The sequence below is a fragment of the Thalassobacillus cyri genome (assembly GCF_900107755.1).
Taxonomy (GTDB): domain Bacteria; phylum Bacillota; class Bacilli; order Bacillales; family Halobacillaceae; genus Thalassobacillus; species Thalassobacillus cyri.
Genome location: NZ_FNQR01000003.1, coordinates 1 through 13,408, shown reverse-complemented (window position 1 = coordinate 13,408; position 13,408 = coordinate 1). Strand labels below are relative to the sequence as shown.

At 45.3% G+C, this 13,408-nt stretch carries 9 protein-coding genes; 6 read left to right on the top strand and 3 right to left on the bottom strand.

All coding sequences use genetic code 11. The features are described 5' to 3' along the window. The first annotated feature begins 33 nt into the window (after window positions 1–33). The 6 genes from BLV00_RS04200 to BLV00_RS04175 all read left to right on the top strand — a co-directional run bounded on the left by BLV00_RS04200 (window position 34) and on the right by BLV00_RS04175 (window position 9,600). Window positions 34–2,211, top strand: a complete 2,178-nt coding sequence (locus BLV00_RS04200) for a malate synthase G (RefSeq protein WP_093042757.1) — start codon at window positions 34–36, stop codon at window positions 2,209–2,211. A 462-nt stretch (window positions 2,212–2,673) separates the two neighbouring features. Further along, window positions 2,674–3,978 (top strand): FAD-binding oxidoreductase, encoded by a 1,305-nt coding sequence (locus BLV00_RS04195; protein WP_093042755.1) that lies wholly within the window; start codon window positions 2,674–2,676, stop codon window positions 3,976–3,978. Further along, window positions 3,979–5,367: a (Fe-S)-binding protein gene (locus BLV00_RS04190; RefSeq protein ID WP_093042753.1), complete on the top strand. Its 1,389-nt coding sequence runs from the start codon at window positions 3,979–3,981 to the stop codon at window positions 5,365–5,367. A 6-nt stretch (window positions 5,368–5,373) separates the two neighbouring features. Beyond that, window positions 5,374–6,840, top strand: coding sequence for an FAD-binding oxidoreductase (locus BLV00_RS04185; RefSeq protein WP_093042751.1), 1,467 nt, complete (start codon window positions 5,374–5,376; stop codon window positions 6,838–6,840). Between the two features lie 24 nt (window positions 6,841–6,864). Continuing rightward, a complete protein-coding gene (locus BLV00_RS04180) occupies window positions 6,865–7,641 on the top strand; it encodes a fumarylacetoacetate hydrolase family protein (protein WP_093042749.1) in 777 nt (258 codons plus the stop codon). 168 nt (window positions 7,642–7,809) lie between these two features. Further along, the gene (locus BLV00_RS04175) at window positions 7,810–9,600 is read left to right on the top strand and encodes an L-lactate permease (RefSeq protein ID WP_093042747.1); all 1,791 of its coding nucleotides are present in this window, start codon (window positions 7,810–7,812) and stop codon (window positions 9,598–9,600) included. Window positions 9,601–9,647: 47 nt separating this feature from the next. On the opposite strand, the gene BLV00_RS21860 is transcribed toward BLV00_RS04175, so the two are convergent. The 3 genes from BLV00_RS21860 to BLV00_RS04165 all read right to left on the bottom strand — a co-directional run bounded on the left by BLV00_RS21860 (window position 9,648) and on the right by BLV00_RS04165 (window position 12,956). Next, on the bottom strand, window positions 9,648–9,818 hold the full coding sequence (locus BLV00_RS21860; protein WP_176791317.1) for a hypothetical protein: 171 nt from the start codon (window positions 9,816–9,818) through the stop codon (window positions 9,648–9,650). A gap of 78 nt (window positions 9,819–9,896) precedes the next feature. Next, the gene (locus BLV00_RS04170; protein WP_093042745.1) at window positions 9,897–11,693 is read right to left on the bottom strand and encodes a cation:proton antiporter; all 1,797 of its coding nucleotides are present in this window, start codon (window positions 11,691–11,693) and stop codon (window positions 9,897–9,899) included. A gap of 129 nt (window positions 11,694–11,822) precedes the next feature. Then, window positions 11,823–12,956, bottom strand: coding sequence for a zinc-dependent alcohol dehydrogenase (locus BLV00_RS04165; protein WP_093042743.1), 1,134 nt, complete (start codon window positions 12,954–12,956; stop codon window positions 11,823–11,825). Window positions 12,957–13,408: the final 452 nt, after the last annotated feature.

Genomic DNA, 13,408 nt, shown 5'->3' with positions numbered 1-13,408 from the left:
ATTCTAATCATTGATCTTAAGGAGGAATTTACAGTGAAAGACTACGTACAAATCGGTAATCTTCAAGTAGCTCCTGAACTTTATTCATTCATTAATGACGAAGCTATCCCGGAAAGCGGGGTTACAAGTGAAGACTTTTGGGCTGGATTGGATGCGATCATCCAGAATCTCGCCCCTGAAAATAGGGCGTTATTGAAAAAGCGTGAAGATATTCAAAAGAAAATCGATGCCTGGCATAAAGAAAACCAGAGCTTCAACTATGAAAAATATAAATCTTTTTTAAGCGATATGAGTTATTTAGAGCCGGAGGTCGACGATTTTGAAGTGACGACAAAAAATGTCGATGATGAAATCACTGTACAAGCTGGCCCACAGCTGGTCGTACCGGTCAATAATGCCCGCTATGCTATCAATGCCGCCAATGCGCGCTGGGGCAGCCTGTATGATGCCTTATATGGGACGGATGCCATCAGTGAAGAAGATGGCGCGGAAATCAAAGGGGAGTACAATCCGGTCCGAGGAGATAAAGTCATTGCCTATTCCAAAGGGTTCCTTGATGAGACGGCTGCTTTAAAAGAAGGGTCTCATAAAAATGTAACCGCCTACAAAGTCAGCGGGAGCAAGCTATCTGCCGAATTGACGGATGGAAGCAGCGTAGGTCTTGAAGACCCATCTCAATTTGCCGGTTATATTGGAGAGCAGGAGGAGCCTGAGGCAATACTGCTGAAAAACAATGGTATCCATCTTGAGATTCAGATTGACCACAGCCATCCAATCGGAAGAACAGATCAGGCTGGGGTGAAAGATGTCCTGGTAGAATCCGCTTTAACTACTATCATGGACTTTGAAGATTCTGTCACAGCTGTAGATGCAGAAGATAAAGTGCTTGTCTACCGAAATTACCTTGGTCTCTTGAAAGGCGATCTGAGCGTTACTTTCCAAAAAGCTAAAAAAGAAATGACACGTAAGCTGAATCCGGATCGTTCTTATATTACTCCTGATGGCGGTGAGTTGACGCTTTCCGGCCGTTCCCTGATGTTTGCCAGAAATGTTGGCCATTTGATGACCAATAACGCAGTGCTGGATGAAAAAGGGGAAGAGGTTCCAGAAGGGATCCTTGATACGGTAATCACCGGTCTGCTTGCTAAGCATGATGTATTAGGAAATGGACAATACCAGAACTCTCGCAAAGGCTCTGTTTATATCGTAAAGCCAAAAATGCATGGTTCTGAAGAAGTTGCATTTGCTGAGGAACTATTCAAACGTACAGAAGACTTGCTTGGATATGAAAGGAATACTTTGAAAATCGGTGTCATGGATGAAGAACGACGCACAACCCTTAACTTAAAGAACTGTATCAGTAAAGTAAAAGATCGTATCGCATTCATCAACACAGGCTTCTTAGATCGGACCGGAGATGAAATCCATACATCTATGGAAGCAGGACCGATGATCAGAAAAGGTGATATGAAGGGCTCTACATGGCTGAGCGCCTATGAGAAGTCGAATGTCAGTGTCGGCCTTTACAGCGGTTTCCGCGGTAAGGCACAAATCGGTAAAGGAATGTGGGCGATGCCTGATTTGATGGCTGCCATGCTGGAACAAAAAGGCGGACAGCTGAAAGCTGGTGCCAACACGGCCTGGGTGCCTTCTCCTACTGCCGCAACACTGCATGCGCTTCATTATCATCAGATTGACGTTGCTGAAGTACAAAATGAGCTTGCTTCTTCAACGGGAAGCTATGAGGATGAAATTTTGCAGATTCCGGTTGCCGAAAACCCGAATTGGAGCCAGGAGGAAGTCCAGGAGGAATTGGATAATAACGCACAAGGGATTCTTGGCTATGTCGTCCGCTGGGTTGAACATGGGGTAGGCTGCTCTAAGGTTCCGGATATCAATAATATCGATTTGATGGAAGACCGCGCGACCCTTCGTATTTCCAGCCAGCACATCGCGAACTGGCTCCATCATGGCATCTGCACCGAAGAGCAAGTAATGGAGACATTGAAACGGATGGCGAAAATCGTTGACGAGCAAAATGCCGGAGATGCAAATTACCGTCCGATGGCTGATGATTATGACCAATCTGTAGCCTTCCAGGCAGCATGTGACCTGGTCTTCAAAGGTTGCGAGCAGCCTAGCGGGTATACAGAGCCAATCCTGCATCGCCGCCGCATCGATGCCAAGTCCAAAGAATTGGCGAAAAGGTAAAGGAACTGAACAAGAGCCATTAACGATAAGTTAGTGGCTCCTTTTGTAGAAAGCGTTACTAAATGTTTGGTTGTTAGTCTTTTATAAATGTACAAGGCATTCACTTACTGCGGTTACAACCTGCAATGTTGTCCGAGGTTGAACAAGACGTGCCAAACTTAATTGAATTTCTTGTTTTGTCATTACAGTAAATTGATTCTATATACTAAAACAGTACTGTTTGGAGTACATTGATTTACATCAAGAAGGTTTCTATTCACTAATCTTAATAAAGGGGAAGGGAAGCGGCGAGACTCCTGCGGGAATGGAAGGACTGGCAAGACCCCACATGGCTGAAAGCCTGAGGAGGCTTGCCGTCTTCCCCGCGGAAAGCGAGTCGTTTCCCTCCCCTTACATTCTTAAATCAGGATGGAAACTATTGATACACTTTGACGCGGATCCTAAACAAAAGAGGTGGATGGGATGGAAATTCAGGATATGCCTCAAGCTTCAACGGCAGCTTCGTCTATTTTTAAAGATGAGAAATTCGGAAACGACGGTGCTGAAGTTGTAGCGCCGGAGAGTGAGGCAGACATCGCGGATATTCTTCGCAAAGCAAATAAAGACGGCAAAAAGGTAGCTATTATTTCCGGAGGTACAAAGCGGGGGTATGGCGGTTTGAAAAATGACTATGATATCCTCCTTTCGTTGTCACAGTATAAAGGAGTCGTTGAGCATACTGCCGGTGACATGACCGTTACCGTTCGTCCGGGGACTACCATCAAGGAATTACAGGATTTTCTTCGTGAGTTTGATCAGATGGCTTCCATTGACCCAGCCTGGCCGGAACAGGCGACCATTGGCGGTGTCATCGCCGCAAATGAAAGCGGTCCCAAAAGGATGAAGTATGGCTCGGCAAGAGATCTTGTTATCGGATTAAGAGTGGTCTATCCAGATGGGACGGTCATCCGTACCGGTGGTAAAGTGGTTAAAAATGTCGCGGGCTATGACATGAATAAACTATTTATCGGATCGATGGGCACGTTAGGAGTCATAACGGAAATTACGATGAAATTGCGACCTCTACCAAAATGTGAAAGTCTAGTAAAGCTTTTTGTATCAAAGGAACAGCTGCAAGATTTGAAAACATTTGTGGTAAAAATACAAGATTCTATGATAGAGCCCGCTACTCTGGAAATGGTGAATCCTGCCCTTTCTAAGAAACTGTTTAATCGTGATACCTATACGTTACTCGCTGCGTTTGAAGATGTGGAAAACTCAGTCCGCTATCAGGAACAGTGGATAAAAGACAATAAGCCGGAAGGAATGGCCATGGATGTTTCAAGTGAAACCGAAGCAACAGCGTTTTGGAACGCTTTCTCTAAAATTGCACCGAACAGCCTTACAGATTACGAATCAAATAGAACCAGGGCTGTAGTTAAAATAGGCAGCAAAAATATGAATGTGTTCGAATGGCTTGCAGAAGCGGAAACGTTACAGAAAGCCAATCTGTTGACGATCGAAATGCATGGTGGATTAGGCCACGGGATCACCAACGCTATATGCACTGGTGTTGAAAGTGAAGTCAAGCAGGCTATTGTACGGCTCCGTTATCGAGCAGAAGACAAGAAGGGCTATGCGATAGTGAAACATTTGCCATACACACTTCGGCATGAAATCGATGTGTGGGGACACAAGCCCGCTTACTTTTTCTTGTTCGAAGGCATAAAGAAGAAAAATGACCCAAACAACACGTTAAACCATCAGCGTTTTGTAGGAGGGATATAGATGGCTAAAAGTTTAGCAGCTCAACTGGAAGAAGCAGCCCCGCCATGTGCTGACAACAGTTCCAGCAATTATCTATTGATGGATCATCCCGACGAAAATAAATGGGCCGACTGTGTCCATTGCGGAATGTGTTTAGAATCTTGTCCTACATATTTGGAGACAGGAAAGGAGCAGCATTCTCCCCGTGGGCGTGTCCATTTGATCAAATCGGTAGCGGAAGGGAAGCTCAACGTTAATGCGCAGTTTGCCGACCCGGTATTCCAATGTCTCGACTGCCGCGCTTGCACTACAGCCTGCCCGGCCGATGTCGATGTAGGCGGCTTGATAGAAGAAGCACGGGGACAGGTAAGGAAGGCGATGCCACTCAAAGGATGGAAGGGAGCAGTCAGCAGCTTTTTCCTGAAGGGGCTTTTTCCTCATCCAGAGCGGATGCAGACGGTCAGCGGCCTTTTGAAATTCTATCAAAAAAGCGGTATCCAATCCGCTGTTCGTAAGACAGGAGCACTTAATATCATGCCCGCACATTTGGCTGATATGGAAGCGATCATGCCTGAGGTGAAGCAGCCTGTCCAAAAGAAATATAAAGATTATAAATTCATTCCAGCCAAAGGAAATCCTAAAGCACGAGTGGCGATGCTCACCGGATGTATTATGGATGTCATGTTCAGTGATATCAATGAATCTACCATTAATGTATTAACCCACAACGATAATGATGTAGTAATTCCTAAGAATCAGACCTGCTGTGGCGCTCTGCATGTCCATGCGGGGGATCGGGATATGGGCAGGAAGCTCGCCAAACAAAATATTGAAGCCTTTCAGGGAGAAGAAAAAGTGGTCGTAAATGCGGCAGGCTGCGGTTGTGCTTTGAAGGAATATCCCGAATTATTCAAGGATGACCCTGAATGGAAAGCAAAAGCTGAGTTATTTTCTGAAAAAGTAGAGGACATCTCCAAGTACCTTTATGACACGGGTTATGAAAAACCGATAAGTACGGTGAATAAGAAGATTACGTATCATGATGCCTGTCATTTAGCTCATGGACAGGGTGTCCGTCATGAACCACGCCAGCTTTTGCAGGATATTCCGGGAGTGGAATATACGGAAATGGCCAACGCAGATACATGCTGCGGGAGCGCTGGGATCTACAATATCACAAATCCCGAAATGGCGGGAGCTGTGTTAGAAAGAAAAATGGAGAATGTTCCGGATGAAATAGAAATGATTTCTATGGGCAACCCAGGCTGCATGCTGCAAATGGCGATGGGCGTACAAAAGTATGGCCGGAGAAGTGAAATCGTCCACACTGTCCAGCTTCTTGATTGGGCTTATCAAAAAGATCAGGAAAACATAGGGGCAAATCAGGAAGCAACTTCGAGTAAGGGGTGAGTTCGATTGTTCAGATCCAGAAAAAAGAAACAGACGCGAAAAGACGTACATGTGGCTCAACTGGAAGCCATCGTTGGCCCGACAGAAATCCTTTATGAAAAAGAAGACCTGCTTTCTTATGACTGTGATGGCTTCACCGTCCATAAGGCGATGCCAAAAGCAGTGGTTTTCCCTAAGAACACAGAAGAAGTAGCAGCGATTGTGCGATATTGTTCCGTCCATGACCTCCCGTTCCTGGCACGTGGAGCCGGGACTGGCTTGAGTGGCGGTGCGATTCCTTTGAATGGAGAAGTGATCATCAGCCTGGGGAAAATGAGGAACCTGCTCAGTGTCGACTATGAAAACCGGCAAGCGGTCGTACAGCCCGGTTTCGTCAACCTGAAATTGACGAATTCAATTTCAAGCAAAGGTTATTATTATGCACCAGATCCTTCCAGTCAATATGTTTGTACGATTGGTGGGAATGTAGCGGAAAATGCCGGGGGAGCACACTGCCTGAAGTACGGAGTCACGACTAATCATATTTTAGGACTGGAAGTTGTGCTTCCAAATGGGGAAGTGATCGAAATCAGTGATGGGGGCATCCCGGACAGTCCTGGCTATGATCTGATGGGTCTATTGACAGGATCCGAAGGGACGCTTGGGATTGTCACTAAGATCACCGTGCGTATTTTGAAAAATCCACAAGGAAAGCAAACCGTACTTGCCTACTTTGATAACGTTGAGGATGGGAGCCGGGCTGTTTCTGGCATTATCTCGGCTGGTATCGTGCCTGCCGCGCTCGAGATGATGGATAAAACAGCCATCGAAGGCGTGGAAGCAGGCGCTTATCCAGTCGGTCATCCAAAGGACATCGATGCGCTGCTATTGATTGAAGTAGATGGAATCAAGGCAGGAATTGATGAACAGATTGAGGAGATCCTTGCCGTTTGTAAATCAAGAAATGTTAGAGAAGTGAAAGTAGCCGAGAGCGAAGAGGAAAGAGGCAAATGGTGGGCGAACAGAAAGACCGGCTTTGGAGCAATGGGGGCGATATCTCCGGATTATTTAGTACAGGATGGCGTTATCCCAAGAAGCAAGCTCCCAGAGGTTTTGAAGCGGATATCCGAAATCAGTAAGGAATCCGGCCTAAGGATTGCTAACATTTTTCATGCTGGGGATGGAAATCTTCATCCGCTGATTCTATTTGATTCCCGTGTTCCTGGTGAAACAGAAAAAGCTCTTGAAGCAGGGACCGCTTGTTTGAAAGCCTGCGCAGATGTTGGCGGATCGATTACAGGCGAACATGGTGTCGGAATTGAAAAGAAAGAAGAAATGCGCTTCATTTTCACCGATGAAGAACTGGAAGCACAAACCCGGATCAGAGAAGTTTTCAACCCGGATGACCTGCTCAATAAAGGGAAACTGTTCCCGACACCGAGCCGTTGCATGGACGTGAAAAAAGTAGTCAAAGACACAGTAGCAGCAAAATAATCGTTTTGGAATGGAGGAAGTCATATGAAATTTGCGCGATTCACTCATAATGGAAACATACGAGCTGGAGTAGTAACCGATAATGGAATCCATATCATCACAGGGGATATGCTTACCGATTGGGAGTATACAGATGAAATAGTGCAGGAGGAGGAAGTCGAATTGCTGGCCCCTGTGACACCGGGAAAAGTAATCGGTATCGGCGCCAACTATGTCAAGAGCAAAGAGGAACTGCCTGAGCAGATTCCGGATCTGCCAGTGTTCTTTTTCAAACCATCTTCATCTGTCATCGGTCCGGAAGAGGACATTCAAATACCTGACTTGATTGATGAAGTGAAATTCGAATCAGAACTTGCTGTAATCATCGGAAAAGAAATGAAGGATGTATCGAAGGAAAACGTCCTGGATTATGTGTTCGGTTATACGGTTGGGAACGATGTCACTGCACCGCAATTTTTCCATGATGACGGACATTGGACGGTTGGGAAGTCGTTCGATACCTTCACCCCGCTTGGACCATATATCGAAACAGAATTGGATCCCTATCAGATTCACGTAAAAGCGGACATCAATGGTGAGGAAAAACAAAACAGTCCAACCAATCTAATGATTGTACCGTTAGTAGAGATGGTTTCCTATCTATCAAAGGTGATGACACTAAAACCTGGAGACTGCATTTTGACAGGCAGCCCGTTGGGAGCCTATCTGATCAAAGCGGATGATGTAGTCGAATGCAAGATAGACGAAATTGGAACATTGAAAAATAAAACAGTAAAAACCTCGGTTTCCGTCAGTACCTGAGGAAATAGTTTGTGTTATGCCAGGACTAGGTTGAATTGTTAACAGTGGTTGTCATAGTCTACAGCATTATATCAACGAAAGTCCTGGCTTTTTAATATTAAGGAAATAACAATGGGAGGAGTATGGCGTTTCTTAGCGAAACAGTTAATTAAAAATGGAGGGTGATTCATGAATACTGGAACCTTAGCAATTTTGTCGCTGTTACCGATTATTGCGGTGGGGGTATTTCTTGTAGGACTCAGGTGGCCGGCAAGCAAAGCCATGCCTATTTCCTACATAGTCGCGGTCCTGTTAGCCCTATTTGTCTGGAAAGTTCCTGGTGCAATTGTTGCTGCCGCTTCTGTCAATGGATTGGTTGTCGCAGGTACGCTGCTCTATATCATATTTGGCGCAATACTTTTATTAAATACTTTACAAGAGAGCGGCGGAATCAAAACAATTCGCCAGGGGTTTGTCGATATATCACCGGATAGACGGATCCAGGTCATTATCATCGCGTGGCTGTTCGGTTCATTCATCGAAGGTTCAGCGGGATTCGGAACGCCTGCAGCGGTAGCTGTTCCGTTGCTGGTTGGTTTAGGCTTTCCTGCCATGGCAGCAGTTGTGGCTGGGATGGTGATCCAAAGTACACCAGTTTCGTTCGGCGCAGTCGGAACACCGATTCTTGTCGGTGTTCAGACAGGGTTGGCTGCTGATGCCACAATCACCGATAACTTCCTTTCCCTTGTGACGATGGTTGGGGGGAGAGTGGCTATCATTCATGCCATTGTAGGTACGCTGATTCCGCTTTTTGTAGTAGCTCTGATGACAAGGTTTTTTGGGAAAAACAAATCATTCAGTGAAGGGCTTCAAGTATGGAAGTTCGCTCTGTTTGCAGCCTTTGCAATGACGATTCCATATGTGGCTGTCGCCAATTTACTTGGACCAGAGTTCCCTTCCATGGTAGGCGGGCTGGTAGGTCTTGCCATTGTAGTCCCGGCTGCTAAGAAAGGGTTCTTGATGCCTCCGAAGGAAGAGTATTGGGATTTTGAAGACAAAGCCAATTGGGATCCATCCTGGACTGGCAGAATCGAGATAAAGGACGTCGCTCATAAAAGCGGCAGCATGAGCATGATGCGCGCCTGGACGCCATATCTGCTGATAGGGCTGTTTCTTGTTTTGACAAGATTGAAAGCGTTACCATTTCTGGAGTGGATCAAAGCCTGGAATGTTGAAATTCCTAATCTATTCGGTACCGAAATTACCGCCAGTTTCCAGCCGTTATATTTACCAGGCACCATATTTGTTGTAGTATCTCTGATCACGTTCTTCATCCATCAAATGAGTGGCAGCTCTTATAAAAAGGCATGGGCCCATTCAGGTAAAACAATGATACCAGCATCAGCAGCACTGGTTTTCACCGTCCCGATGGTCCAGGTGTTTTTAAACTCCGGTGGCGGCGCTTCCGGCTATGAAAGTATGCCGATGGAATTAGCCACTGGTGTTGCTGCATTGACTGGTGACTTTTGGCCGCTGTTCTCTACATTCGTAGGAGGACTTGGCGCCTTTATTGCGGGAAGCAACACAGTCAGCAACATGATGTTCTCCTTGTTCCAATTCAATGTCGGCTCACAAATCGGGGTGGATGCTCCCTGGATCGTAGCACTTCAGGCGGTTGGAGGAGCAGCAGGGAATATGATTTGTGTTCACAATGTTGTCGCGGCAAGCGCTGTTGTAGGATTAGTAGGAAAGGAAGGGGATGTCATTCGAAAAACCATCATCCCATTCATTTATTATGCTACTTTTGCCGGTGGCTTAGGGTACACGATTGTCTGGACTGCTGAAAAGGGCATCTTCAATATTGGCACGATCATTGTCGCCGTTATCAGCACCATTGCTGTTTATATCCTGGCTACTAACCGGAATAGACTGGCAGCTATGTCACTTGAAAATCAAAAGCACTTGAGCTCAGCAAAATAACCATAAAAAGCTTGTAGCTAAGCCATTCGGCTTTCTACAAGCTTTTTTCAAATCTTTACCTTTATAACGAGCTGACTCGTTTCATGGCCGTTTTCATTGAAGTCCTCGTCTTCTTCATTATATTGAAGGTCTGCGATGATCAGATAGGTTAATATCAATCCAATGACAACCAATAGGACAGTAACAGCGGCGGCCAGATAATTAAGTATCCTTTTCATATTCATCCTTCCCCCTTGTTCCTATCTTAAGGCTACCAAACCAATTATTACCTGTAAATAATATGAAAGGAGAGGAAATCAAGAACGTGGAACCAGACTCAGCACCCTGTCTCCCGGATGCCCTTCCAGACTGTTTTCGATTGTGAAAAATTGTACTTCTCCTTCTTTTTTCTGTATCAAGATCATCACAGCTTCTTCAGGGAGCATCGCTTTGTAATCTTCGAGGGAATAAGACTCTGATAATTCCTCTGTTTTGAAATAGAAGCCATCCTCCATCCGTTTGATTAAAGCATCCCAGCTCATACCTTCTTCAAATAAGATGGTGCCATGGTTAGTATGTGCAATGTCATTCAGGTGGCCCTCTTCATTTGATTTCAAGCTCAATTGGTAAACATTGCTTCGTCCGAACTCTGCCATAAAGTTCGTGCAGACCAGAGCGTTATAAGAATCCAGTTCTGTCCCAGCCAGTAACTTGTCATAAGGGGTCATATCTAACCGGTACTCCGTTTTCTCCGCTAATATTTCTCCATAATATACTTTTTTGAAATCATTTTGTTTCGCAAGCTGAACACGGTTCCAGGAGGATTCGGTAATCAGAACGGGAATGTCAAGATCACGGAGTGTAGAAGCGAACTTGACAGTGAAATGGTTGCTGCCGACAATCAGGATACCTGGTTTCTCTTTCGCGGCCATTCCTAACTTTTGAGCCAGCCATGTTATAGAAAAACCATGGGCTACAACGGTGGCAAAAACCAGACCAAATGTTAATGGGACTAAAATGGAGGCATCCGTAAAACCTTCATCAACAAGTACACTGGCAAAATAACCAGATACCGTAAGCGCTACAATTCCGCGTGGTGCTATCCAGCCGACTAGAATCCTTTCGCGTACGGACAGCTCCGTTTGGATGGTAGATATCCAGATGGAAAGGGGGCGCACAATAAATAGCATCAACACTACATAGAAAAGAATATTGATTTCAAGCATTGAAATTAATGTATCTAATGATAATGAAGCTGTCAGCATGATGAAAATCGTTGAAATCAGCAATACAGATATATTTTCTTTGAAATGACGCATGTCGTTAATGGAAGAAATTTGCAAGTTTGCCATCGTAATCCCCATGGCAGTCACAGAAAGAAGTCCGGTTTCGTGCATGATTTCATTCGGAATGGTAAAACAAAAAATAACTACGACGAATACAATCGGTGACTTAAGAAACTCGGGAATATGCCCATGTTTGAACATCCAGGCGATGCACCAACCTAATAGCCAGCCAAGCAGGATAGCGAATCCGGATACTAAGATAAATAGCAGCAGTTCAGACATGCCCACTTCTTCCAGTACAAGAAAACGAATGATTTCATATGAGAATACGGCAAGCAAGGCACCCAGCGGGTCTACAATGATGCCTTCCCATTTCAAAATAGAAGCAGGACGCGGCTTTAATTTAGCCTGTCTCAGCATTGGCAAGACGACAGTAGGACCGGTGACAATCAACAGACCGCCAATGACAAATGATACAGCCCAGGACAGTCCAGCTACATAATGGGCAGCGAAGGAACCGAGTATCCATCCTAAGAATGCGCCGAGAGTGACAATTCTTAACACAGAGCGTTCCATCCCTTTTATTTCCCGGAAAGAAAGCTTTAGGCTTCCTTCAAATAATATGATGGCTACAGCAACAGAAATAATCGGTTCATAAAGTCCCGCAAAATTTTCTTCCGGGTTCATGAAACCAAAAATGGGTCCTGCTAGCAATCCGACTACCGACATGACGACTATCGATGGCCATTGAAAACGCCAGGCCACCCACTGGGACCCGATGCCAAGCAAACCGATCATCATAAATAAAAACAGGGTAGAATCAAGCATCGCTCTATCTCCTTTTATCCATTCTTCTCCTTAGCTTTTGTTATTCCTGGCTGTTACATGCGTATAAGTGAAAAGAACAGAAAAAAACAGCAGCCCTTTAGTGAGGACCACTGTCTTGGAAGAATAGCTTTACGGTTTTAAGACTACCTTGATATTTCCGTCTTCTTTTTTATCAAAAATATCATAGGCTTTGGCTGCATCATCAATCGACATGCGGTGGGTGATGATATCAGTCGGATCGAATTCGTTATTTTCTACCATATCATATAGCTTCGGCATCAAGTGGATGACCGGAGCCTGTCCCATTTTCAGGGAAACATTTCGGCTGAAGAAGTCACCGATCGGGAAGCCGTTCGCTTCCGTGCCATAGACACCAGTCAATTGGACAGTACCGAATTTACGGACAGCTTGAGAAGCTGTCATAATCGGACTGATCGTACCGAACTGGTTATCGTGTTCGGAACCGAATTCTTCATTCGGAGGCACCGTTCCATCCATCCCGACGCAATCGATGACTACCTCGGCACCGCCTTTTGTTTCTTCATGCAATAGAGCACCGATGTCTGGATTTTCTTTAAAATCGAACGTCTCTACCTGGTTAGTCTTTTTGGCATGCTCGAGGCGATGGTCGACCTGATCGACAGCGATAACACGCTCAGCACCCTTCAAGCGAGCAAACTTCTGAGCCATCAATCCGATTGGCCCGCTTCCTAATACAATGACAGTGTCACCTTCTTTCACACCACTGTGCTCGACGCTCCAGTAAGCAGTCGGGATGACGTCAGATAAGAATAGGACACTTTCATCATTCAGATTGCTGTTTTCGGGAACCTTGAACGAAGTGAAATCTGCATAAGGTACCCTTAAGTACTCTGCCTGGCCTCCTGGGAAGTTACCAAACATTTCTGTAAAACCGAATAAGCCGCCTATTTCTCCATGTGGATTGGAGTTGTCGCATTGGCTTTCCATTTGGTTTTTACAGAAAAAGCATTCGCCGCATCCAATGTTGAATGGGATGACGACTCGGTCACCTTTTTTCAAGTTCTTCACTTCAGGGCCAACCTCTTCGACAATACCCATCGGTTCATGTCCTACGATGTAATCCTGTTCCGGCTCGATTCCACCTTTGTATAAATGGAGATCAGAGCCGCATATGCCACTTGCTGTAATTTTAACGATCATATCATCCGGTTGTTGGATGGATGGAGCTTCAACGTCTTTCACTTGCATGTTTTCTTTTCCTTGAAACGTTACTGCTTTCATTCCTTCACATCCTTTCCGTGTTTTAATGTGCTATAACCATTTTATAGAAGTTTTAAACTCTGTGACTTTAGGATGATAGGAATGAGAGGGATTTGTCATACAGTTAAAGCTTCCTTTTGCTGAAGACTTAGTATCGAGATAGTTGGGTCCGTTACCATGAGAGGAATAGGTTGTTCCGGGAAACGACTCGCTTTCCAGCTTCATCGTCTAGACACTCGCGACATAAGCAGTCCATCAACGGGAAGAAAGAGCCCTTCCCTTTTGCTGTTCTGCTTATGCGTGTCGTGTCTCCCAAGGCGATTACGCATTCATTTCTTTCCTGCGGGGGACCTGGCAAGCTTCCTCGGGCTGCTGAAATGACCCCTTAATATTGGACACTTTTTAATTCAAGCAGTTAACTGGGCACGTTCTCGGTATTTGACGGGACTCATGCCACTTAACCTGGATTTGAT

Coding starts and splice junctions, on each gene's coding strand:
- BLV00_RS04165 (WP_093042743.1), bottom strand. CDS start 12,956: ATGAAAGCAGTAACGTTTCAAGGAAAAGAAAACATGCAAGTGAAAGAC.
- BLV00_RS04180 (WP_093042749.1), top strand. CDS start 6,865: ATGAAATTTGCGCGATTCACTCATAATGGAAACATACGAGCTGGAGTA.
- BLV00_RS21860 (WP_176791317.1), bottom strand. CDS start 9,818: ATGAAAAGGATACTTAATTATCTGGCCGCCGCTGTTACTGTCCTATTG.
- BLV00_RS04170 (WP_093042745.1), bottom strand. CDS start 11,693: ATGCTTGATTCTACCCTGTTTTTATTTATGATGATCGGTTTGCTTGGC.
- BLV00_RS04195 (WP_093042755.1), top strand. CDS start 2,674: ATGGAAATTCAGGATATGCCTCAAGCTTCAACGGCAGCTTCGTCTATT.
- BLV00_RS04175 (WP_093042747.1), top strand. CDS start 7,810: ATGAATACTGGAACCTTAGCAATTTTGTCGCTGTTACCGATTATTGCG.
- BLV00_RS04190 (WP_093042753.1), top strand. CDS start 3,979: ATGGCTAAAAGTTTAGCAGCTCAACTGGAAGAAGCAGCCCCGCCATGT.